Source organism: Saccharopolyspora sp. CA-218241, assembly GCF_050954615.1.
GTDB lineage: Bacteria > Actinomycetota > Actinomycetes > Mycobacteriales > Pseudonocardiaceae > Saccharopolyspora > Saccharopolyspora cebuensis.
In genome coordinates this window covers 5,519,367-5,540,707 of record NZ_CP191860.1, presented here as the reverse complement: position 1 = coordinate 5,540,707, position 21,341 = coordinate 5,519,367, and the positions used below count along the sequence as shown (strand labels likewise).

Below are 21,341 nucleotides of genomic sequence, written 5' to 3'. Positions count from 1 at the left end.
GTGCCGCAGGAGGCGATCCCGTCCCTGGTTCACCTGCGGTGGGCTCGGGTGGCGGAGTGCTGGTCGCGCGGCTTGACGACGATCCGGTCCAGGTTGACGTGCGCGGGGCGGGTCACCGCGAACCCGATCACGTCGGCGACGTCCTCCCCGGTCAGCGGGGTGAGTCCCTGGTAGACCGCCGCGGCGCGCTCCGTGTCGCCGCCGAAGCGGACCTCGGAGAACTCGGTCTCGACCAGCCCCGGCACGACCTCGGTGAACCGCACCGGCTCGCCGAGGTGCTCGCCGCGCAGCGTCCGGTGCAGCGCCGACTGGGCGTGCTTGGCCGAGGTGTAGCCCGACCCGTTGTCGTAGACCTCGTCGGCCGCCACCGAGGTCACCGTCACCACGTGCCCGTCGCCGGACTCCACGAGCTTCGGCAGCAGCGCCCGGGTGAGGCGCAGGGTGCCGAGCACGTTGGTCTCCCACATCCAGCGCCAGTCGGCCTCGTCGGCCTCGACGACCTTCGCCAGCCCCTTCGCGCCACCGGCGTTGTTGACCAGCACGTCGCAGCGCGGCACCCGCTCGGCGAACGCGGTCACCGACTCCTGGTCGGTGACGTCCAGCGGCAGCGCGGTGCCGCCGACCTCCTCCGCCAGCGCGCTCAGCCGGTCGGTGCGGCGGGCGCCCAGCACCACGTGGAATCCCGCGTCGGCCAGCGTGCGCGCGGTCGCCGCGCCGATCCCCGCGCTCGCTCCGGTCACCACTGCCCATCGTTGCGTCTCGGTGCTCATGTCCCCGATCCTGCCGCAATCCGTGTGGGTGCATCGGCGTGGCTCGTCGGCTGCGGAAAGCGCCGGTTCGGGACACGATCCGAGGAGGCGGTCGCGCCGAACCGGTCCCCGGTGATCGAGGCGCACCGCCGATCAGCGCTCATGGGGGTGGGCGCGGCGTTGCGGAGGGGGTCCGATGCGTGGCGCGAAGGTGTTCTGGGGGGCGCTGGCCGCTGGGCTGGCGATGGTCGCCGGGTGCGCGGCACCCGAGGCGGAGGTGCCGAGGGGCCCGGTCGCGCAGGTGCGGGCCGGACCGTCGGCGGGCGGTGCCGCGGAGGTCAGTCCGTCCGCGCCGATCACCGCCGAGGTGGTGCGGGGACGCTTCGACCTGGTGACGCTGATGGGCTCGGACGGCAGCGCCGTCACCGGCCGGATCGCGCCCGACGGCCGGAGCTGGCAGGCGACCGAGCCGCTGGCCTACGACACGTCCTACACGTGGTCCGGCCAGGCGATCGGCTCCGACGGGAAGCTGGTGCCGGTCGGTGGCGCGTTCAGCACCGTCGCGCCGAAGCGGACGACGGGGGCCACGGTGAGCCCGACCGACGGCCAGCAGGTCGGCATCGCGATGCCGATCAGCGTGAAGTTCGACGAGCCGGTCCAGGACAAGGCCGCGGTGCAGCGCGCGCTGTCGGTGGAGACCTCGGTGCCGGTCGAAGGGGCGTGGGCCTGGCTGGCCGACGACGAGGCCCACTGGCGGCCCCGCGAGTACTGGCCCGCCGGGACGCAGGTGCAGGTGCACGCCCGGCTGTTCGGCGCGCACTTCGGCGGCGGCGTCTACGGCGAAGGCGACCTGCGGACGGAGTTCGAGATCGGCCGCGCGCAGATCGTCAAGGCCGACGTGGACAGCCACCAGCTCGTCGTGGAACGCGACGGGGAGCAGGTCGCCAGCTACCCGGCGAGCTACGGGCTGGAGTCCGACCCGGGCAGGCACACGAGCAACGGCACCTACGTCGTGATGGCGCGCGTCCCGTTGCAGCTCATGACCAACCCGAAGTACGGCTACTTCGACCTGCCGAAAAAGTGGGCGGTGCGGATCTCCAACCACGGCGAGTTCATCCACGAGAACCAGGCCAACGCCGCCGCGCTGGGCAGCTACAACAACTCGCACGGCTGCATCAACCTCAGCGCCGCCAACGCCAAGGAGTACTACGACAGCGCGCTGATCGGCGATCCGGTCGTGGTCACCGGCTCCGGGACGGACATGGAACCCGGGTACGCCATGTACGACTGGCTGCTCAACTGGGAAGAGTGGACCGCGAAATCCGCTGTGTGAGTTTTTGGTGTTGTGGTCCGGTTGCGTAGGGGTGCGGGTGGCGGAACCTCAGCGGCCTTCTCGCTCCGGGCGCCCTTCTTGATGGATCGCCAATACACGGCATCAGGGCGTCCTCGCGAGAAGACCGCTGAGAACCCGCGGCGGTGCAAGTTGCGAGGGTGGGGTGAAGCGGAAGCGGCTTCGCCGCTTGCCTGACGGGGGTTGTGGGTGGCGTGTGCGTGGGCCGGAAGCGGCTGGCGCCGCTTGGTTGCGATCGGCGCGTGTGCGGCTGGAATCGGCTTCGCCGCTCTCGGTCGTCGGGGGTGTCCGGTCGGGGCGCCCACAGGCGGCGGGGAAAGTCAGCGCGGGTGTGTGATGCGTGCCACGTGGTAGGGCGGGAGTCGCAGGTCGGAGGTGTGGCGGGGAGTAGCGTCGGGCCGTTGCCCGGCCGCGGCACGGGAATGTTCGCGGGGCGCCGGGTGTAGGGACTTGTGGTGCGATCCGGGACCGGGTCGCCGACGGTCTGGCGATGGGCAGTAGATGACGACCTTGCGCTTGCGGCCGCGTCGTGCCGCGGTCTTCTCGTTGCACACCTCTCCCCTGGAGCAGCCCGGCACCGGCGACGCCGGCGGGATGAACGTCTACATCGCGCAGACCGCCCGGCGGCTCGCGGCGTTCGGCACCGAGGTCGAGATCTTCACCCGCAGCACCTCCTCGGACATCCCGCCGGTGGTCGAGCTGGCGCCCGGCGTGCTGGTCCGCAACGTGGTGGCCGGTCCCTTCGAAGGGCTGGACAAGCACGAACTGCCGTCGCAGCTCTGCGCGTTCGCGGCAGGCGCCCTGCGCGTCGAGGCCCGGCACGAATCCGGCTACTACGACGTCGTGCACTCGCACTACTGGCTGTCCGGCCAGGTCGGCTGGCTGGCGCGGGAACGCTGGGGCGTGCCGCTGGTGCACACCGCGCACACCCTGGCCAAGGTCAAGAACGCCGCGCTGGCCGAAGGCGACGAACCCGAACCGCGCAGCCGGGTCCTCGGCGAGGAGCAGGTCGTGGCCCAGGCGGACCGGCTGGTCGCCAACACCGCCGTCGAGGCGGCGGACCTGGTCGATCGCTACGGGGCGGGCACCGACCAGGTCGTGACCATCCCGCCCGGCGTGGACCTGGAGCGCTTCACCCCCGGCGACCAGCTCGCCGCGCGGGCCGGGCTGGGGCTGCGCCGCGACGCGGTGGTGCTCGCGTTCGTCGGCCGCATCCAGCCGCTCAAGGCCCCGGACGTGCTGCTGCGGGCCACCGCCGCGCTGCTGGAACGGTACCCCGAGCTCCGCCGCGACCTGGTGGTGCTGATCGTCGGCGGCCCCTCCGGCAGCGGGCTGGAACGACCGGAGGCGCTGCACGAGCTCGCCGCCCGGCTCGGCATCACCGACGTGGTCCGCTTCCTGCCGCCGCAGGGCGGCGACGACCTCGCGCGGGTCTACCGGGCCGCCGACGTCGTCGCGGTGCCCAGCTACAACGAATCCTTCGGCCTGGTCGCGCTGGAAGCCCAGGCGTGCGGCACGCCGGTGGTCGCGGCCTCGGTCGGCGGGCTGCCCGTCGCCGTCGCCGACGGGATGTCCGGCCTGCTGGTCCCCGGGCACGGCACCGAGCAGTGGGCCGAAGCGCTCGCCTCGGTCGCCACCCGGCCCCGGTGGCGCGCCGAACTGGCCGAGCACGCCATCGAGCACGCCGCGACGTTCTCGTGGGAGCGCACCACCGAGGCGCTGCTGGACACCTACGCCGAGGCCAAGCGCGCGTTCCACTCCCGGCTGCGGATCGAGGAGGCCACCGCATGACCGAACCCGCCGAGGTCATCGCGGCGGCGCTGGACGCCGCCGAACTGGACTACCAGGCCAAGGGCGACGGGCGCTTCTTCGTCACCCTGCCCGGCACCAAGAAGCTCCAGACGAACTGCTGGCTGATCGTCTCCGACCACGCCCTGCTGGTGGAGGCCTTCGTGTGCCGCCGCCCCGACGAGGCCCACGAAGAGGTCTACCGCTACCTGCTGCGCCGCAACGCCAAGCTCTACGGCGTCCACTACACCCTCGACGAGCGGGGCGACATCCACCTCGTCGGCCGGGTCTCGCGGGAGGCGGTGTCCGCCGACGAGCTCGACACCCTGCTCGGGCAGGTCCTGGAGGCCGCCGACGGGGACTTCAACACGTTGCTGGAGCTGGGCTTCCGGACGGCCATCAGGCGGGAGTGGGGCTGGCGGGAAGCCCGCGGCGAGTCGTTGGCCAACCTGCGCCCCTTCCGGAAGCTGGTCGAGGCCGAAGGCCCCCTCTTCCCGGAGAGCTGACCCGACCACGCACCGCCTCGACGTCGTGACGAGGCTGCGCACCGAGCTGCTCGTCCGGGTGAAGGTTTCCAGGTGAGGGGCACCCTTGTCCCAGTGAGGGGTCCTTTCGGAATGCGGCGGAGCCGCATGCGGTGCGGGACGCAACCGGCACCGCGGCCCGTGCTCGGACGTGACCGCTCAGCGGTCTTCTCGCGAGGACAGCCGTGACGCCGTGTACGTGCCTGGTTCATCAGGAGCGGCTCCCGGAGCGAGGGGGCCGCTGAGGTTCCGCCACCCGCACCGCCACGCAAGCCATTGGCGAAAGCGGTCCTTGCTCGGGCAAGGGTGCCCCTCGCTCAGCTCCCCATCGGGTGAACGTGCTCGGCGGTGGTGGGCGTGCAACCGGGTGTGGGGGTCGCGCCGTCGTCGTCGTTGATCGCGATGACGAGGAGTGGGGCATGGGTGCAGGCCGGGTCGCCGGGTTGGTGCTGGCGGGGGCGTTGTTGGTCGGGTGCTCCTCCGGTGGGGTGGTGGACACCGTGGGGCGGGCCGGGTCGGCGCCCGCCGAGGTGGCGTCCGCCGAGGTGGTCGACGCGGAGCGGCGGGTGGTCCGCAGCGCCGAGCTGGAGCTGGCGGTGGACGATCCGGCCGGGACCGCCGGGGCGGTGCGCCGCGCCGGGGAGCGGTCCGGCGGGCACCTCGCGCGGGAGCGCGGGGACGCCGACCGCGTGCGGTTGTCGCTGCGGGTCCCGGCCGAGCGGCTGGACGCGGTGCTGGCGGAGCTGTCCGGGCTGGGGCGGGTGCTCTCGCGCTCCACCAGCACCGAGGACGTCACCGAGCAGGTCGTCGACACCGGCAGCCGGCTCGAATCGCAGCGGGCCAGCGTGCGCCGGCTGCGCGAGCTGCTGGACCGGGCGACGACGGTGGCCGAGGTGGTCCAGGTAGAAGCCGAGCTGACCGAGCGGGAGACCGAGCTGGAGGCGCTGGAGCGGCGGCGGGCGGCGCTGGCCGACCGGGTGGCGATGGCGGAGGTCGACGTGGTGCTGGAGCGGTCGGCGGCGCGCGGCGCCGGATTCCTGGCCGGGGTCACCACCGGGCTGCACTCGCTGGGCGGAGCGGGGTCGCTGCTGCTCACCTGGCTCGGCGTGGCGCTGCCCTACGTCGTGCTGCTCGCGCTGCCCGCGGCCGCGGGCGTGCTGCTGGTGCGGCGCAGGCGACGGGCCCGCACACCCCCGCTCGGATGATCGCCGTTCCAGGCCCCTCACTCAGCACACTTCCGGGTGAGGCGACGGCGGGGTGAAGCGACGGGGTGAGGCGACGGCGGGGCGCGGGTCCGGGGGACCCGCGCGGGGCGGCTCGGGAGAGAGGGGGAGTCGCGAATCGAGCCGCCCCGCGTGGGGTTCCGCCTGCTGGGCTGTCGGGCGGGGGGCACCCGGCGGCCCGGCGGGGGCGCGATCCCTATGGGGGATGTGGACCGCGCCGGTGCCCTCGTCCCGATCGGGGAGTGCGTGGGAGCCGATCAAGATGAGAGCTCCGACAACTTCGCAGAGTCGCGAAGCGGCCACAAGGCCGCCACATTGGTCCATCAGTGTGATGTTGGCCTCAAAAGGTAACTCGCTGGAACCTGGCTCTGCGTGGTCGCCTCGGAACGGTGACGCCCGCCACTTCCGTGTCACGGTGGCGCGGTGATCAGGTAACTCTCGGATGACGGTGCCAACGGGACGGCCGCGCCGCCGCCGCGGCCCTGCGCTCCCCGTCACCTCGCGCCGCGCCGGGAACGGCTCGATCTATAGCCTGGAACGATGACTGCGACGCTGGTGCTGCTGCGGCACGGAGAGAGCACGTGGAACGCCGAGAACCTGTTCACCGGCTGGGTGGACGTCCCGCTGTCCGAGAAGGGCGAGCTGGAGGCCAAGCGCGGCGGTGAGCTGCTGCGCGAGTCCGGGGTGCTCCCGGACGTGCTGCACACCTCGCTGCTGCGCCGCGCCATCGCCACCGCGAACATCGCCCTGGACGCCGCCGACCGGCACTGGATCGCGGTGCGGCGGGACTGGCGCCTCAACGAGCGCCACTACGGCGCCCTCCAGGGCAAGAACAAGAAGCAGACCCTGGATACCTACGGCGAGGAGCAGTACATGCTCTGGCGCCGCTCCTACGACACCCCGCCGCCGCCGATCGAGCCGGGCTCCGAGTACAGCCAGGACGCCGACGTGCGCTACGCCGGGCTGGGCGCGGAGATGCCGCTGACCGAGTGCCTGAAGGACGTCGTGGTCCGGCTGCTGCCGTACTGGGAGTCGGCGATCGTGCCGGACCTGCGCGCCGGGAAGGTGGTGGCCGTCGCCGCGCACGGCAACTCGCTGCGCGCCCTGGTCAAGCACCTGGACGGGATCTCCGACGCCGACATCGCCGGGCTCAACATCCCCACCGGCATCCCGCTGCGCTACGACCTCGACGCGGACCTCAAGCCGGTGAACCCGGGCGGGACCTACCTGGACCCGGACGCGGCGGAGGCCGCGGCCGCCGCGGTGGCCAACCAGGGCCGCTGAGCACGCCGGGTCGCCCGCCGCGCGGCGGGCGACCCGGATGAACCGACCGCCAGCGCGGGGTGTCGCGGAGGTGAATCGGCACCGGATTCATGTCGCGGGCATCACGGAACGGCCGCGCAGACTGGCATACCCCCACGGGGCCCTGCTTACGATGCGAACGTGACCGCATTGGGCTACACCGCCCTGATCTTCGTCGCGCTGCTCGTCGGCGCGACCGGCGGCATCGTCGGCACTCGCGCGACCCAGCGCTACCGCCGCGCCCAGGTGACCGGGCCCACCGTGGCGGAGCTGCTCCAGCGGCTCGTGCACACCGGTCGGGGCGGCATCGTCGTGCTCAACCGCTTCGGCGACGTCGTGCTGCACAACCCACGGGCCGACGAGCTCGGGCTGATCCGCGACCACCGGGCCGATCCCCGGGCGCGGCACGCCGCCGACGAGGTGCTGACCACCGGCGAACCGGTGCCGGTGGACCTCTCGCCGCTGGAGCGCACGCTGCGCGGCCGGGGCCCGGCGGCGGTGCTCGGCGAGGTCCGCCCGCTGGGTGACGGCTTCACCGTGATCGACGCGGGCGACGAGTCCGACGCCGTGCGGTTGGAGGCCACCCGGCGCGACTTCGTGGCCAACGTCAGCCACGAGCTCAAGACCCCGGTCGGCGCGCTGGCGCTGCTGGCCGAGGCGGTGCTCGACGCGGCCGAGGACCCCGAGGAGGTCCGCCGCTTCTCCACCAAGATCCTGCACGAGTCCACCCGGCTGGGCACCCTGGTCTCCGAGCTGATCGCGCTGTCCCGGTTGCAGGGCGCCGAGCGGATGCCGGACCTGACCACCCTGGAGGTGGACGAGGTGGTGGACGAGGCGCTGGGCCGCAGCCAGCTCGCCGCCGAGTCCGCCGAGACCGAGATCGCCGTCGACGGCCCCTCCGGCTACCTGCTAGACGGGGACCGGACGCTGCTGGTCACCGCGCTGAGCAACCTCATCGACAACGCCCTGTCCTACTCGCCGCCCGGCAGCCCGGTGTCCATCAGCAGGCGGCTGGCGGGCGACCACGTCGAGATCGCGGTCACCGACCGGGGCATCGGCATCGAACCGGAGCACCACGAGCGCGTCTTCGAGCGCTTCTTCCGGGTCGATCCGGCGCGCTCCCGGGCGACCGGGGGAACCGGGCTGGGGCTGGCCATCGTCAAGCACGTCGCCGCCAACCACGGCGGCGAGGTGAAGCTGTGGAGCAGTCCGGGGACCGGCTCCACCTTCACCCTCCGGATCCCGAAGCACGGGGCCGGAGCGGTCGAGGAGACCGAGGTGCCGGGGCCGGACGCCCCGGCGGCGGCCCGACCGATGACCGAGGATGCCGACGGGAAGACCACCGTCGAAACGGGAGGAGTCCGGTGACCAGGGTGCTGATCGTCGAGGACGAGGAGTCCTTCGCCGACCCGCTTGCCTTCCTGCTCCGCAAGGAGGGGTTCACCGCGGCCGTCGCCGCCGACGGCCAGGAGGCGCTGGAGGAGTTCGACCGCAACGGCGCGGACATCGTGCTGCTCGACCTGATGCTGCCGGGGATGAGCGGCACCGACGTGTGCAAGCAGCTCCGCCAGCGCTCCGCGGTGCCGGTGATCATGGTGACCGCGCGGGACAGCGAGATCGACAAGGTGGTGGGCCTGGAGCTCGGCGCCGACGACTACGTCACCAAGCCGTACTCGGCGCGGGAGCTGATCGCCCGGGTCCGCGCGGTGCTGCGCCGGCGCGGCGAGTCCGAGGAAGTGCAGCCGCAGGTGCTCGAGGCCGGGCCGGTGCGGATGGACGTGGAGCGGCACGTGGTGACGGTCTCCGGCGAGGAGATCGGGCTGCCGCTCAAGGAGTTCGACCTGCTGGAGTACCTGCTGCGCAACGTGGGCCGGGTGCTGACCCGGGCGCAGCTCATCGACCGGGTGTGGGGCGCGGACTACGTCGGCGACACCAAGACCCTCGACGTGCACGTCAAGCGGCTGCGCTCCAAGATCGAGCCCGACCCGGCGGACCCGAGGTTCCTGCTCACCGTCCGTGGTCTCGGGTACAAGCTCGAAGCATCGTGAGATTCCCCGCGTAACGCTGTTTCGCCCACTTCGCCCCCGTTGTGGTGCGAGTGGCCCGGGTGGCGGAAAAGCGGCTTCGCCGCTTTCTGGAACGGGCGTCGCCCTGCCGGGAACGCCTGCTCCGGGCGGCGCCGAGACCGGGTGCCGGGGCCGGTGCGGGACCGAACCGGACGTACCGGGCGGGGCCCGATGAGGTGGGCGCCACGCCGCCGCCCCCACCGGGCCCCGGCGGTCACTCGCAGCCGGTAATTTGTCGGTCATGCGCCTAGGGGTGCTCGACGTCGGTTCCAACACCGTCCACCTCCTCGTGGTGGACGCGCACCGCGGTGCCCACCCGACGCCGATGACGTCAGACAAGACCGTCCTGCGGTTGGCCGAGCGGATCAGCTCCCACCGCGGCCGGTTGGCGCCCGACGACGCCGAGGAGCTGGTCGGGGCGGTCGCCGCCGCCCGCGAGGCGGCGGTCGAGGCCGGGTGCGAGGAGCTGATGGCCTTCGCGACCTCGGCGATCCGGGAGGCCGACAACGCCGCCGAGGTGCTCGCGCTGGTCGCCGACCGGACCGGCGTGGAGCTGCGGGTGCTCACCGGCGAGGACGAGGCGCGCTGGACCTTCCTGGCCGCGCGCCGCTGGTACGGCTGGTCTGCCGGTGACCTGCTGCTGCTGGACATCGGCGGCGGCTCCCTGGAGATGGCCGTCGGCGTGGACGAGCAGCCCGACCTCGCGGCGTCGGTGCCGCTGGGCGCCGGACGCGTCGCCCGTACGATGCTGCACGACCCGCCGAAGCGGGACGAGGTGAAGCGGCAGCGCGAGCGGCTCGCCGACGAGCTCGCCGGGACCGCACAGCGGTTCCGCGAGCGGGGTGCGCCGGACCGCGCCGTGGCCACGTCGAAGACCTTCCGGACGCTGGCCCGGTTGACCGGCTCCGCGCCCGCGTCGGCAGGTCTCCGCGTGCGGCGGACGCTCACCGACACCGGGCTGCGCCAACTGCTGGCGTTCATCACCCGGATGTCGGCGAAGGACCTGGCCCAGCTCGACGGCGTCAGCTCGGCCCGGGCGCACCAGCTCGTCGGGGGCGCGCTGGTGGCCGAGGCGGCGATGGCGGCGCTCGGGGTGAGCGAACTCGACATCTGCCCGTGGGCACTGCGCGAGGGCGTCATCCTGCGCCGGCTGGACCGCACCAACGGAGACACTCACACCGCCCTCCGCGCCGCGGCCGGGCTCGGGCTCGGCGCACCGGCCGCCGCAGCAGGGCAGGCCGGTACTGGACGGAAGGCCGACCACGGGGCACGGTGGAAGCGATGAGTCGGGACAGCGGGGGCGACCAGCCCACCCAGCGCACCGTTGCGGAGTTGCTGGCCGAGTACGGCAACAGCAACAAGGGGGGTAGCCGTCGACGCCGCAGGCGGGCGGAGGACCCCACCGAAACGGCTCCGCAGGCGATCATCGACCGGGTGCTGTCGGACAGCGGCCAGATGCGCGCGGTGGACGCCGAGGCCGAGCCGCCGCAGCGGCGCAGCCACCGGCCCGGCGCCGCGCCGACGCCGCCGGTACCGCCCACCCCGAAGAACACCGGGGCCCCGGCGCCCCCCGAGCCCGCCGCGCCGCAGCCCGCTGGTCCCCAGCCCGCCGCGCCCCAGCCCGGTGCGCCCGAGACGGGCGGACCGCAGCAGTCGGCCCCCGCCCAGCCGTCCGGTGCGCCCCAGGTGGGCGGGCCCCAGTCCGGCGGGGAGCAGCCGCCCGCGCAGCAGACCCCGGTCCCGCCGACCGCCGAACCGGCCCAGGCCGAGGACGACGAGGCGGCGCCGGGCTCGGCGAACTACTGGGCCCAGCGCTTCGCCGCGGCGGGCCAGGGCCCCGCCGCTCCGGCCCCGCAGTCGTCCCCGGCCCCGGCGGAGAGCGACGCCGAGGTGACCCTCCAGCAGCCCGCGCTGCCCCGGCGGCCCTCGCCGCACCCGGCCCCGCCCGCGCCGCCGAAGCCGGCGCCGCCGGTGGAAGGCGCCACCGAGCAGCTGCCGAAGGTCCAGGCCGAGGAGGTGGCCGCCGCCGACGAGGAGGGCACCGCGGTCCTCGCCTACCCGCCGCCGCCCGCGCCCGCGGAGGAGCAGGAGAAGGACCCGTACGACTTCGACTCCTACGACGAGGACTTCGACCCGTACGACGAGGCCGACGACGAGTACGGGTCCTACGGCACCCGCCGCGAGTCCGAGGGCGAGCGCTACGACGACTACGACGAGGAGCTGCCCGCCGGGCTCGACTCCGAGGACTACCGCGCCGGGGACGACGAGCCGGAGGAGGAGCCGTCCGCGGGCAAGGAGTGGGCCACCCTGGCCGTCCAGTGCGTCGCGGGCCTGCTCGGCGGTGGTCTGGTGTGGCTGAGCTTCCGCTGGCTGTGGATCAACGTGGCGCTGGCCGCGCTGGTCGCCGCGCTGGTGATCACCGGCTGCCTGGTGTTCATCGCCCGGAAGTTCCTGCGCAGCGACGACCTGCAGACGATCCTGCTGGCGGTGCTGGTGGGGCTGGTGTGCACGGTCTCGCCCGCCGCCCTGCTGCTGATCGGCCACTAGCCACGTCGCCGACGGACCGCTGGATCGGTACCGCATCGCGACCTCGCGTGAGCCCTCCGTCATGCTGGGCGGGTCATGACCGCGCAACAGCCTGAACCGCACCGCCAGTCCGCCGAGCGCATCCCGGTCGGCCTGTCCAGCGCATCGGTGTGGCCCCAACCTGCCTCCGCGGCCTTCGAGATGGCCGCCGAACTCGGCTTCGACGGGGTCGAGGTGATGGTCTGGGCGGACGCCGTCAGCCAGGACGTCGCGGCGCTGGAGCGGCTCTCCGAGCAGTACGACGTGCCGATCCTCGCGGTGCACGCGCCGTGCCTGCTGATCACCCAGCGGGTGTGGTCGCCCGAACCCGAGGAGCGGCTGCGGCGTGCGGTGGTCGCCGCGAGCGAGCTCGGCGCCCGCACCGTCGTGGTGCACCCGCCGTTCCGCTGGCAGCGCCGCTACGCCGAGATGTTCTCCGAGCTGGTCACCGAGCTGGAGGAGACCAGCGGGATCGACGTCGCGGTGGAGAACATGTTCCCGCTGCGCCCGCCCAACAGCTGGAACCGCATCCGGGGCGGCGGGCGTTCCGGCGGCGCGCCGACGTTCAACGGGCTCTCGGCGTTCAAACCCTCGCCCGACCCGACCGAGGTCGGCCACGCCCACTACACCCTCGACGTCTCGCACGCGGCGGCCGCGCACGTCGACGCGCTGGCGCTGCTCAAGCGGATGAACAGCGGGCTCGCCCACGTCCACCTCGCCGACGGCACCGGGGCCTCCCGGGACGAGCACCTGGTGCCGGGCCAGGGCAAGCAGCCGTGCGCCGAGGTGTGCGAGGCGCTGGCCGCCGACGACTACCGGGGATCGGTGGTGCTGGAGGTCAACACCCGCAAGGCCCGCGGGCCCCAGCAACGCGCCGAGATGCTCGCGGAATCGTTGCTGTTCGCCCGGCTGCACCTGGAACGGCCGCGGGGAGGATGATCAACTTCTGCGGGGGTTCACTAGAATAGGTGAAATGAACCCGGTGCACCTCGAGCTGCGGGACCCGCGGTGAGCGAGGCCCCCGACCACTTCTCCGCGGCCAGCGCGGTCCGGCCGCTCGGCGACGGCAGCTACGTCGCCCACCTGCATCCCCACTGGGCGATCGGGGACAAGCCGCACGGCGGCTACCTGCTCGCGGTGCTGGCCAGAGCGGCCGCCGAGCGCGCCGGGCGGGCACCGCTGACGATCAGCGCGCACTTCCTCAGCGCACCCCGGGTCGGACCGGTGCTGATCCGCACCGAACTCCTCAAGTCCGGACGCACCGTCACCGCGCTGCGGGCCGTCCTGGAGCAGAGCGGGCGGACCTGCGTCGACGCCACCCTCGGCCTCGGTGACCTGCCCACCGACGAACCCGCCTGGTCGGACGTGCCGGACATGCCGGTCAACCCCCCGTCCGGCGCCCTCGACCTCGGCACCAGCGAAGCCCGCAAGTTCTTCTCGCTGTCCCGCGTCTGCGACGTCCGGCTGGACCCCGCCGACGCCCACTTCGTGCACGGCGGCACCGGAGCGCCCCGGCTGCGGCTGTGGGTCAAGCCCCGCGCCGAGCAGCCCGACCTCTTCTTCGGCCTCACCGCGGGCGACATCACCGTGCCGGTCACCTTCAACCTGGGCCGCCGCGGCTGGGCGCCGACCGTGCAGCTCACCGCGCTGATGCGGGCCGAACCGGCGAACGGGTGGCTGCGGCTGGTGGTGAACTGCGCCGCCGTGCACGGGGCGTGGTTCGACGAGGACGTCACGGTGGTGGACTCGGTGGGACGGCTGATCTGCCAGTCCCGCCAGCTCGCCCTGTCGACAGGGTGATCCTGACCTGGCTGCCCAACGGGTGAACGCGCCCCGGGGTAGCCCACCCGGGTGATCTCGTGGTGAGTGAGGGGCACCTTCATCCGGCATAGTCGGGCAAGGGTGCCCCTCACTCGGTGCGACACGCCGGGTGCGTTCCCGGGGCGGCTCAGGTCAGGTGGGTGATGTCGAGTTCGCCCTGGGAGTGCTGCTGGCGGAGGCGCTTCTTGTCGAACTTGCCGACGCTGGTCTTCGGCGCTTCGGCGACGAAGGTCCAGTACTCCGGGAGCTGCCACTTGGCGACCTTGGCGCTGAGGAACTCGCGCAGCTCGTCGGGGGTGGCGGTGGCGCCGTCCTCCAGGACGACCGCGACCAGCGGGCGCTCGCTCCACCGCTCGTCCGGCACCCCGATGACCATCGCCTCGGCCACCGCCGGGTGCCCCATCACCTCGTTCTCCAGCTCGACCGAGGAGATCCACTCGCCGCCGGACTTGATGACGTCCTTGGCCCGGTCGGTGAGGACCAGGTAGCCGTCCGGAGTGAGGTAGCCGACGTCGCCGGTGCGCAGCCAGCCGTCGTGGAACTTCTCCGGGTCCTCCTCGCCGTAGTAGGAGGCGGTGACCCACGGCCCGCGCACCTGCAGCTCGCCGACGCTGGCGCCGTCGCGCGGCAGCACGGTGCCGTCGTCGGCGACCACCCGCGCCTGCACGCTCGCGGGCGTGCGGCCCTGGCTGACCCGGTAGGCCCACCGCTGGTCGCCGGTCGCCTCCGCGGGCGGGCGCGCCACGCTGCCCAGCGGGGAGGTCTCGGTCATGCCCCAGGCCTGGAGCACCGGGATGCCGAACTCCGCCTCGAAGTCGCGCATCAGCGACGGCGGGCAGGCGGCGCCGCCGACCACGACCTCGCGCAGCGACGAGACGTCCGGGCGCTTCGCCTGGAGCTCGGCGAGCACGCCCTGCCAGATGGTCGGCACCGCCTCCGCCGTGGTGGGCCGCTCGGCGACCATCATCTCCACCAGCGGGGCCGGCTGGAGGAAGCGGTCGGGCATGATCAGCGAGGCGCCGACCAGGAACGCGGCGTAGGGCAGGCCCCAGGACATCGCGTGGAACATCGGCACCACGGCCAGCGACCGGTCCCCCTGGGACAGCCCCATCCCGTCGGACATGCACACCTGCATCGAGTGCAGGTAGATCGAGCGGTGCGAGTACACCACGCCCTTGGGGTTGCCGGTGGTGCCGGAGGTGTAGCACATCGCGGCGGCGGTCCGCTCGTCCAGCTCGGGCCAGTCGAACTCGTCGGGCTGGGCGGCCAGCAGCGCCTCGTAGTCGTGCACCTCGACGCCGCCCGGGGCGGGCACCGCGGCGGGGTCGCCGCCGACGACCACCACGTGCCGCACGGTGGACAGCTCCGGCAGCACCTTCTGGAACAGCGGCAGCAGCGTCGCGTCGACCAGCACGACGTGGTCCTCGGCGTGGTCGGCGACGTAGACGAGCTGCTCCGGGAACAGCCGGACGTTGAGGGTGTGCAGCACGGCGCCCATCGACGGCACCGCCAGGTAGGCCTCCAGGTGCTCGGCGTTGTTCCACATGAAGGTGCCGACCCGCTGGTCGCCGGTGACGCCGAGGCCGCGCAGCGCGTGCGCGAGCCGGGCGGCGCGGCGCCCGACCTCGGCGAAGGTGGTGCGGCGCGACCCCTCGCCGGTCCACGTGACCACCTCGGCGTCCCCGTGCGGCCCGGTGCCCTGCTGGAGGATCCGCGAGATCGTCAGCGGGGCGTCCTGCATCGTGCTCAACATGGTCAGGGCTCCTTCACCGGTGAAGACAGCTCGGCCTGCGCTGTGGTGGCAGCCACACTAACGGGTCAATCCGCTGCTCGGGAGGGTGCGACGCGGGGTGACCCGTCGGCGCGTGCCGCCTGCGCTGCGTGGTCTGGCACCCTGATCCGCATGACGACGATCGCCGTGCTGGGAGCTGGGAAGATCGGCGAGGCGCTGCTGTCCGGGCTGTGCTCCGCCGGACGCGCGCGGGAGGACCTGCTGTTCACCGAGCGGCACCCGGAACGCGCCGCGGAGCTGACCGAGCGGTACGGCGTCGGGCACGTCGGGCTGGCCGAGGCGGTGCGCCGGGCGGAGGTCCTGATCGTCGCGGTCAAGCCGCAGGACATCGACGCGGTGCTGGCCGAGCTCGCCGAGCACATCGCCGAGCGCAAGCTGGTGGTGTCGCTGTGCGCCGGGCTGCCCACGGCGCTGTTCGAGCGCACCCTGCCGCGGGGCACCGCGGTGGTCCGGGTGATGCCGAACACGCCGATGCTGGTCGGTGAGGCGATGGCGGCGGTCTCCGGCGGCGCGCACGCCGCGGAGTCCGACCTGGCGCTGGTGGAGGAGCTGCTGGCCAGCGTCGGCAAGGTGGTGCGGGTCCCGGAGGGCCAGCAGGACGCGGTCACCGCGCTGTCCGGCTCCGGTCCGGCGTACTTCTTCTACCTGGTCGAGGCGATGATCGACGCGGGCATCCTGCTGGGCATCCCGCGCGCCACCGCCGCCGAGCTGATCGTGCAGTCCGCGGTCGGCGCGGCGGCGATGCTGCGCGACGGCGACGGGCACCCGGTGATGCTGCGGGAGGCCGTGACCTCCCCGGCGGGCACCACCATCGCGGGCATCCGGGAGCTGGAGAAGCACGGCGTGCGCGCCGCGCTGATCGACGCCATCGAGGCGGCGCGCAACCGTTCGGTGGAACTCGGGGCGGCGCACGAGGGCGACTGAGCGCGGCGCCGACCCCACCGGGTCGATCTCCGTTCCCGGGAACGCGCTGTTCACCCCGGCGGGACCGGGGGCGGTGGGAACCCGGTCGCACAGGTGGTCGGGTGGCTGCCGGGGACCGGGTGGGTTAATCCGGACATCGCAGCCTTCCCACCCATCCCGTTACTCTCGACGGAGCACGTGCGTGAGCCTCCGTCGGAGGGGAAGCCGGCGGCACGGTGCGTGCTGAAGGGCACGGTGCAGCATGTCTGCGAACTCCGATCCCGGTGCGCCTCCGGGGATGGGTCAGGTCCGGTTCCTCACCGTCGCCGAGGTGGCCAAGCTGATGCGCGTTTCGAAGATGACCGTCTACCGGCTCGTGCACGCGGGCGAGCTGCCCGCCGCGCGCGTCGGGCGATCGTTCCGGGTGGCCGAGAAGGACGTCCACGCCTACCTGGACAACGCCTACTACAACGCGGGCTGACGACGGCGGACCCGTGCTGACGGGGGACGTGGCCCGACCGGTAAGGTGTCGGGTTGGTAGTGCCTGGTGCGCGTGCTCGCCGCACCGGTACGCGAGCACGTCGAACCGCCGTCAACAGCGAAGGAGTCCGCCGCATGGGCTCGGTCATCAAGAAGCGCCGCAAGCGCATGTCCAAGAAGAAGCACCGCAAGCTGCTGCGGAGGACGCGCGTTCAGCGTCGCAAGTTGGGCAAGTGATCCGCACCGCCGTCGACCGTTCGGTCGGCGGCGGTCGTGTCCCGGCCGCCCGCGACGTTCACCGGGGCGTTGCACCGCGCAGCCGGAAGACCCGGATCACCGGCGGTAGCATGGCGTGCGGTGCAACGCCGGTGAGCGCAGGGAGCCCCCATTGGGACCGAACGTCGTGCTGGTGACCGGGGTCAGCCGCTTCCTCGGCGGCCACCTCGCGGCCCGGCTGGCGGCCGACCCCGGCGTCGAGCGGGTCCTCGCGGTCGACACCGAGCGGCCCGGTCGCGACCTGCTGCGCCGGATGGGCCGCGCCGAGTTCGTGCGGGCCGACATCCGCAACCCGCTCATCGCCAAGGTCATCTCCCGCGCCGGGGTGGACACCGTGGTGCACGCCGCGGTGAACTCCCGGGCCGCGCCCGGCGGCCGGTCCGCGGTCAAGGAGATGAACGTCATCGGCACGATGCAGCTCCTGGCCGCCTGCCAGAAGGCGCCGTCGGTGCGCCGGGTGGTGGTCCGCTCCACCAGCGCGGTGTACGGGGCGAGCTCCCGGGACCCCGCGGTGTTCACCGAGTCGATGATGCCGAAGGACCTGCCGTCCTCGGGCTACGCCAAGGACGCCGTGGAGATCGAGGGCTACGTGCGCGCCTTCGGCCGCAGACGGCCCGACGTCGCGGTCACCACGCTGCGCTTCAGCGATCTGATCGGTCCGCGCATCGACGCGATGCTGACCCGCTACTTCGCCATGCCGGTGGTGCCGGTGGTGCTGGGCTTCGACGCCCGGCTCCAGTTGCTGCACGCCGAGGACGCGCTGGCGGTGCTGGAACGCGCCGCGCTGGCGGAGCTGCCCGGCGTGTTCAACGTCGGCGGCGACGGCGTGCTGATGCTGTCCCAGGCGATCCGCCGGGCGGGCCGGCTGCCGATGCCCGTCCCGGGACCGGCGATGTCGCCGCTGAGCCGGTTCTTCCGCGGCTCGCGGCTGGTCGACTTCTCCCCGGAGCAGATGCGCTACCTCAACTACGGTCGGGTGCTCGACACCGCGAAGCTGCGCACCGAGTTCGGCTACACCCCGAAGTGGACCACCCGGGAGGCGTTCGACGACTACGTCCGCGGCCGGGGGTTGCGGCCGGTGGTCGACCCGGACCAGGTGCTGGCGGCGGAACGCGGCGTCGGTGACGTGCTGACCAGACTGCGCTAGGGCGCGCGGACCGGCGGCTCCGCCGCTTCCCGGAACACGACCCAGGCGAGGAGGAGCGATGGCGGACGCGGAGGTGATCCCGCTGCACGGACGCCGGTCCGCGCCCGGACCGGAGGCCGTGCAGGAGGACGCGCTGATCGACGCGCTGGCCTTCCTGCGGCGCAGGCTGCTCGGCGACTACCGGGTCGACGAGTTCGGCTTCGACGCCGAGCTCAACGAGCAGGTGTTCCTGCGCGCGCTGCGGCCGTTCTACGAGAAGTGGTTCCGGGTCGAGGCGATCGGGACGCACCACGTCCCCGGCGACCGGGGCGCGCTGGTGGTCGCCAACCACTCGGGCACCCTGCCGTGGGACGCGTTGATGACCACCGTCGCGCTGCACGACCAGCACCCGGCCCGGCGGAACCTGCGGATGCTGGGCGCCGACCTGGTGTTCCGCACCCCGGTGGTCGGGGCGCTGGCCCGCAAGGCGGGGCACACCCTGGCGTGCAACCCGGACGCCGAGCGGTTGCTGTCCGGCGGCGAGCTGGTCGGGGTGTGGCCGGAGGGCTTCAAGGGCATCGGCAAGCCGTACAAGGACCGCTACAAGCTCCAGCGGTTCGGCCGCGGCGGGTTCGTCTCGGCTGCGATCCGCTCCGGGGTGCCGATCGTGCCGTGCGCCATCGTCGGCGCCGAGGAGATCTACCCGAAGCTCGCCGACCTGACCCCGCTGGCACGGCTGCTGGGCCTGCCGTACTTCCCGGTGACGCCGACGTTCCCGCACCTCGGGCCGCTGGGCGCCGTGCCGCTGCCGTCGAAGTGGTACATCGAGTTCGGCGAGCCGATCGAGACGGCGGACTACCCGGAGGGCTCGGCGGAGGACCCGATGCTGGTGTTCAGCGCGGCCGACCAGGTGCGGGAGATCATCCAGCAGACCCTCTACCGCCTGCTGTCCCAGCGCACCAACGTCTTCCTGGGCTGACCTCCGCCGCCCGGGCGGATGGGCGAGCAGCTCCGGGTCACGAGCGGTCGCGGCGGCGGTAGGCGAGCCCGGCCGCGAACGCCCCGGCCACGGCGCCCGCCCCGGCGATGGAGTTGAGGCCGATGCGGGCGGCCCGGCGGCCGGTGCGGAAGTCGCGGATGGGCCAGCCCCGGGAGCGGGCGATCTCGCGCAGCCGGGTGTCCGGGTTGACCGCCACGGCGGTGCCGACCGCGCTGAGCATCGGGATGTCGTTGGACGAGTCCGAGTAGGCCGTGCAGCGCCGCAGGTCCAGGCCCTCGCTGGCGGCCAGCGCGCGGACCGCGTGCGCCTTGGCCCGGCCGTGCAGCATCTCGCCGACCAGCCTGCCGGTGTAGACGCCGTCGGTGTTCTCCGCGACGGTGCCCAGCGCACCGGTGAGGCCGAGCCGGCGCGCCATGATCTGCGCCAGTTCCACCGGGGTCGCGGTGACCAGCCAGACCCGCTGCCCGGCGTCCAGGTGCTGCTGGGCCAGCGCCCGGGTGCCCGCCCAGATGCGGTCGGCCATCAGCTCGTCGTAGATCTGCTCGCTGAGCTCCACCAGTTCGGAGACCTGGCGCCCGGCCACGAACGACAGCGCCTGCTCGCGGCTGGCCTGGATGTCCTCCGGGTTCTCCCGGCCGCCGACCCGGAACTTGAGCTGCTGCCAGGCGAACCCGGCGAGGTCGGAGGCGGTGAGGAACTTGCGGGCGGCCATCCCGCGCGCGAAGTGGAACAGCGAGGCGCCGACCATCATGGTGTTGTCCACGTCGAAGAACGCCGCGGCGGTGAGGTCCGGGGCGGTCGGCCCGCCCCCGCCGCCCCCGGTGGGGCCGCCGCGACGGCGGCCTCGGCCGACGCCCGACCGGCCAGCTTGGCGCTGTCGACCGGCACCCCGCCCGCGTCCGCGCGCACGCCGTCCTGGTTCGCGCCATCGGCTGAGCCCTGACGTGTCGGCACCGCCGCGCCTCCCCGGGTTCTCCGGTGTGTCCGTGTCGGTCGTATCCAGGTCTGCCGACGGATCAGCAGGCGTCCAGCTTAAGACCTGCGCTCAACCGGATCGGGACGGCTGTCGCGGCGGTGTCGGGGAACCACCGGAACCGGTGCGACCGGCGGCGATGGCGGTCAGCGGAGATCGTCGGGCAAGAGCTGGGCGAGCCTGCGCACCGCGCGGTGTTGCAGAGCCTTCACCGCACCTTCGCCGCGGCGCATCGCACTCGCCGTTTCCGCGACCGACAGGCCCTGGAGGAACCGCAGCCGGATGCACTCGCGCTGGTCGGGGTTGAGCCGCCGCACGCAGTCCAGCAGCTCGCGCTGGGTGAACTCGGCGAGCACGTGGGCTTCCGGCCCGAGCTGGGCGCGACCGGGCGCGGTGCTCTCCACCAGCTCGGAGGTGGGGATCTCCAGCCGGTGGCGGCTGGACTTGACGTGGTCGAGCACCAGGTTCTTGGCGATGGTGATGAACCACGCGGCGACGTCGCGGCCCTGGTAGCTCACCGAGGCGATCCGGCGCAGCGCGCGCAGGAAGGTCTCGCTGGTGAGGTCCTCGGCCAGCGCCGGGTCACCGACCCGGAACAGCACGTACCGGTGCACCACCGGCGCGTACTCGTCGTAGAGCCGGCCGAAGGCGGCGATGTCGCCGCGCTGCGCGGCGCGGACGTTGGCCCAGCACGCGGGAGCCGGGACGGGTCGGTGGCGCGGTGCGGCGCGGACCGCGGGGGCGGGGGGTGCGAGCGCGGTGCTGCTCATGTCTGCCGACCTCCTGCCGTCGGTGGCGGACGGGTCCGCGGTGCGCCGGGACGCGGTCGCGGGCCTGGTCGTCGCCCGGGCGTGGCGTTGGGAGCCGCAGCATACGTGGAGTTACTGGGAAGTAGGTAGTGCTCGCGGCGGACTCGTGCTGTCCGGCCGGGCGCCCGCCGGAGGCCTTCGGCGGGTGATGTTCGCCACCGGACCGCATCCTGACCTGTGCCCTTGCCGGTGCGCCCGGTGCTCGACCCGGGACCGAGCACCCCCGTGGTGCGGGTAAGTTGGAAGTGTTCCAGTTTCAGTGCCAGCGGGAGAGCCATGCACGAGGTGACGGTGATGACCCGGCGGGACTGCCACGCCTGCGACGAGGCGCTCGCCGACGTCCGGCGCATCTGCGCTGACCTGGGGGTTCCCTGGACGGCTTCGGACGTCGACGCCGATCCCGAGCTGCGCGCCGAGTACGGCGACCGGGTGCCGGTGATCCTGGTCGACGGGGACGAGCACGGCTTCTGGAAGGTGGAGGAGTCCCGGCTCCGCGCCGCGCTGACCGGACGGTGGTGATCTTGACCCGCCCCGGTGCCGCGGAAGCGCCGCGCCCGCGCCCCCGAAAGTGCCCCGGACCACGCGTTTTGGCA

21 protein-coding genes are annotated in these 21,341 nt (G+C 73.2%); 17 read left to right on the top strand and 4 right to left on the bottom strand.

The window, feature by feature from the left end:
• Window positions 1–29: 29 nt before the first annotated feature.
• Window positions 30–770 (bottom strand): SDR family NAD(P)-dependent oxidoreductase, encoded by a 741-nt coding sequence (locus ACQP0T_RS26160; protein ID WP_433870408.1) that lies wholly within the window; start codon window positions 768–770, stop codon window positions 30–32.
• A 175-nt stretch (window positions 771–945) separates the two neighbouring features.
• On the opposite strand from ACQP0T_RS26160, the gene ACQP0T_RS26155 reads away from it, so the two are divergent.
• From ACQP0T_RS26155 to ACQP0T_RS26105, 11 genes are all read left to right on the top strand, one after another.
• Window positions 946–2,082, top strand: coding sequence for a L,D-transpeptidase (locus ACQP0T_RS26155; protein WP_433870407.1), 1,137 nt, complete (start codon window positions 946–948; stop codon window positions 2,080–2,082).
• A 519-nt stretch (window positions 2,083–2,601) separates the two neighbouring features.
• On the top strand, window positions 2,602–3,891 hold the full coding sequence (mshA, locus tag ACQP0T_RS26150) for a D-inositol-3-phosphate glycosyltransferase (RefSeq protein ID WP_433870406.1): 1,290 nt from the start codon (window positions 2,602–2,604) through the stop codon (window positions 3,889–3,891).
• A complete protein-coding gene (locus tag ACQP0T_RS26145) occupies window positions 3,888–4,394 on the top strand; it encodes a YbjN domain-containing protein (RefSeq protein ID WP_433870405.1) in 507 nt (168 codons plus the stop codon). The genes mshA and ACQP0T_RS26145 overlap by 4 nt, the downstream gene beginning before the upstream one ends.
• Before the next feature lie 437 nt (window positions 4,395–4,831).
• On the top strand, window positions 4,832–5,617 hold the full coding sequence (locus tag ACQP0T_RS26140) for a DUF4349 domain-containing protein (RefSeq protein ID WP_433870404.1): 786 nt from the start codon (window positions 4,832–4,834) through the stop codon (window positions 5,615–5,617).
• Window positions 5,618–6,175: 558 nt separating this feature from the next.
• Entirely contained in the window at window positions 6,176–6,919 is a 744-nt protein-coding gene (locus ACQP0T_RS26135; RefSeq protein WP_433870403.1) for a phosphoglyceromutase, read from the top strand.
• Between the two features lie 159 nt (window positions 6,920–7,078).
• Window positions 7,079–8,305: a sensor histidine kinase gene (locus ACQP0T_RS26130; RefSeq protein WP_433870402.1), complete on the top strand. Its 1,227-nt coding sequence runs from the start codon at window positions 7,079–7,081 to the stop codon at window positions 8,303–8,305.
• Window positions 8,302–8,985 (top strand): response regulator, encoded by a 684-nt coding sequence (locus ACQP0T_RS26125; protein ID WP_433870401.1) that lies wholly within the window; start codon window positions 8,302–8,304, stop codon window positions 8,983–8,985. The genes ACQP0T_RS26130 and ACQP0T_RS26125 overlap by 4 nt, the downstream gene beginning before the upstream one ends.
• A gap of 259 nt (window positions 8,986–9,244) precedes the next feature.
• Window positions 9,245–10,288, top strand: coding sequence for a hypothetical protein (locus tag ACQP0T_RS26120; RefSeq protein WP_433870400.1), 1,044 nt, complete (start codon window positions 9,245–9,247; stop codon window positions 10,286–10,288).
• Window positions 10,285–11,550: a hypothetical protein gene (locus ACQP0T_RS26115; protein WP_433870399.1), complete on the top strand. Its 1,266-nt coding sequence runs from the start codon at window positions 10,285–10,287 to the stop codon at window positions 11,548–11,550. Before ACQP0T_RS26120 ends, ACQP0T_RS26115 begins: the two co-directional genes overlap by 4 nt.
• A 75-nt stretch (window positions 11,551–11,625) precedes the next feature.
• A complete protein-coding gene (locus tag ACQP0T_RS26110) occupies window positions 11,626–12,507 on the top strand; it encodes a sugar phosphate isomerase/epimerase family protein (RefSeq protein WP_345357204.1) in 882 nt (293 codons plus the stop codon).
• Window positions 12,508–12,576: 69 nt separating this feature from the next.
• Window positions 12,577–13,368 (top strand): thioesterase family protein, encoded by a 792-nt coding sequence (locus ACQP0T_RS26105; RefSeq protein ID WP_433870398.1) that lies wholly within the window; start codon window positions 12,577–12,579, stop codon window positions 13,366–13,368.
• A 148-nt stretch (window positions 13,369–13,516) separates the two neighbouring features.
• Here the strand turns inward: ACQP0T_RS26105 and ACQP0T_RS26100 are convergent, their stop codons facing one another.
• Entirely contained in the window at window positions 13,517–15,142 is a 1,626-nt protein-coding gene (locus ACQP0T_RS26100) for a long-chain fatty acid--CoA ligase (protein ID WP_433870397.1), read from the bottom strand.
• 150 nt (window positions 15,143–15,292) lie between these two features.
• On the opposite strand from ACQP0T_RS26100, the gene proC reads away from it, so the two are divergent.
• The 5 genes from proC to ACQP0T_RS26075 all read left to right on the top strand — a co-directional run bounded on the left by proC (window position 15,293) and on the right by ACQP0T_RS26075 (window position 18,945).
• On the top strand, window positions 15,293–16,105 hold the full coding sequence (gene proC / locus ACQP0T_RS26095; RefSeq protein WP_433870396.1) for a pyrroline-5-carboxylate reductase: 813 nt from the start codon (window positions 15,293–15,295) through the stop codon (window positions 16,103–16,105).
• A gap of 241 nt (window positions 16,106–16,346) precedes the next feature.
• Window positions 16,347–16,565 (top strand): helix-turn-helix domain-containing protein, encoded by a 219-nt coding sequence (locus ACQP0T_RS26090; RefSeq protein ID WP_345357216.1) that lies wholly within the window; start codon window positions 16,347–16,349, stop codon window positions 16,563–16,565.
• 134 nt (window positions 16,566–16,699) lie between these two features.
• Complete coding sequence (locus ACQP0T_RS26085; protein WP_003402602.1) at window positions 16,700–16,801, top strand: 30S ribosomal protein bS22; 102 nt, start codon at window positions 16,700–16,702, stop codon at window positions 16,799–16,801.
• A 151-nt stretch (window positions 16,802–16,952) separates the two neighbouring features.
• Window positions 16,953–17,987, top strand: coding sequence for an NAD-dependent epimerase/dehydratase family protein (locus ACQP0T_RS26080; RefSeq protein WP_433870395.1), 1,035 nt, complete (start codon window positions 16,953–16,955; stop codon window positions 17,985–17,987).
• Between the two features lie 58 nt (window positions 17,988–18,045).
• Window positions 18,046–18,945, top strand: a complete 900-nt coding sequence (locus ACQP0T_RS26075; protein ID WP_433870394.1) for a lysophospholipid acyltransferase family protein — start codon at window positions 18,046–18,048, stop codon at window positions 18,943–18,945.
• 37 nt (window positions 18,946–18,982) lie between these two features.
• Here the strand turns inward: ACQP0T_RS26075 and ACQP0T_RS26070 are convergent, their stop codons facing one another.
• Entirely contained in the window at window positions 18,983–19,729 is a 747-nt protein-coding gene (locus ACQP0T_RS26070; RefSeq protein WP_433870393.1) for an HAD family hydrolase, read from the bottom strand.
• A gap of 356 nt (window positions 19,730–20,085) precedes the next feature.
• Entirely contained in the window at window positions 20,086–20,709 is a 624-nt protein-coding gene (locus ACQP0T_RS26065) for an RNA polymerase sigma factor (RefSeq protein WP_433870392.1), read from the bottom strand.
• A gap of 315 nt (window positions 20,710–21,024) precedes the next feature.
• On the opposite strand from ACQP0T_RS26065, the gene ACQP0T_RS26060 reads away from it, so the two are divergent.
• On the top strand, window positions 21,025–21,267 hold the full coding sequence (locus tag ACQP0T_RS26060; RefSeq protein WP_345357234.1) for a glutaredoxin family protein: 243 nt from the start codon (window positions 21,025–21,027) through the stop codon (window positions 21,265–21,267).
• Window positions 21,268–21,341: the final 74 nt, after the last annotated feature.

Excerpts from the sequence above, each read along its gene's own strand:
- ACQP0T_RS26060 (WP_345357234.1), top strand. The coding sequence starts at position 21,025 with ATGCACGAGGTGACGGTGATGACCCGGCGGGACTGCCACGCCTGCGAC.
- mshA (WP_433870406.1), top strand. The coding sequence starts at position 2,602 with ATGACGACCTTGCGCTTGCGGCCGCGTCGTGCCGCGGTCTTCTCGTTG.
- ACQP0T_RS26110 (WP_345357204.1), top strand. The coding sequence starts at position 11,626 with ATGACCGCGCAACAGCCTGAACCGCACCGCCAGTCCGCCGAGCGCATC.
- ACQP0T_RS26075 (WP_433870394.1), top strand. The coding sequence starts at position 18,046 with ATGGCGGACGCGGAGGTGATCCCGCTGCACGGACGCCGGTCCGCGCCC.
- ACQP0T_RS26135 (WP_433870403.1), top strand. The coding sequence starts at position 6,176 with ATGACTGCGACGCTGGTGCTGCTGCGGCACGGAGAGAGCACGTGGAAC.
- ACQP0T_RS26120 (WP_433870400.1), top strand. The coding sequence starts at position 9,245 with ATGCGCCTAGGGGTGCTCGACGTCGGTTCCAACACCGTCCACCTCCTC.
- proC (WP_433870396.1), top strand. The coding sequence starts at position 15,293 with ATGACGACGATCGCCGTGCTGGGAGCTGGGAAGATCGGCGAGGCGCTG.
- ACQP0T_RS26155 (WP_433870407.1), top strand. The coding sequence starts at position 946 with ATGCGTGGCGCGAAGGTGTTCTGGGGGGCGCTGGCCGCTGGGCTGGCG.
- ACQP0T_RS26145 (WP_433870405.1), top strand. The coding sequence starts at position 3,888 with ATGACCGAACCCGCCGAGGTCATCGCGGCGGCGCTGGACGCCGCCGAA.
- ACQP0T_RS26090 (WP_345357216.1), top strand. The coding sequence starts at position 16,347 with ATGTCTGCGAACTCCGATCCCGGTGCGCCTCCGGGGATGGGTCAGGTC.
- ACQP0T_RS26115 (WP_433870399.1), top strand. The coding sequence starts at position 10,285 with ATGAGTCGGGACAGCGGGGGCGACCAGCCCACCCAGCGCACCGTTGCG.
- ACQP0T_RS26085 (WP_003402602.1), top strand. The coding sequence starts at position 16,700 with ATGGGCTCGGTCATCAAGAAGCGCCGCAAGCGCATGTCCAAGAAGAAG.
- ACQP0T_RS26140 (WP_433870404.1), top strand. The coding sequence starts at position 4,832 with ATGGGTGCAGGCCGGGTCGCCGGGTTGGTGCTGGCGGGGGCGTTGTTG.
- ACQP0T_RS26065 (WP_433870392.1), bottom strand. The coding sequence starts at position 20,709 with ATGAGCAGCACCGCGCTCGCACCCCCCGCCCCCGCGGTCCGCGCCGCA.
- ACQP0T_RS26100 (WP_433870397.1), bottom strand. The coding sequence starts at position 15,142 with ATGTTGAGCACGATGCAGGACGCCCCGCTGACGATCTCGCGGATCCTC.
- ACQP0T_RS26160 (WP_433870408.1), bottom strand. The coding sequence starts at position 770 with ATGAGCACCGAGACGCAACGATGGGCAGTGGTGACCGGAGCGAGCGCG.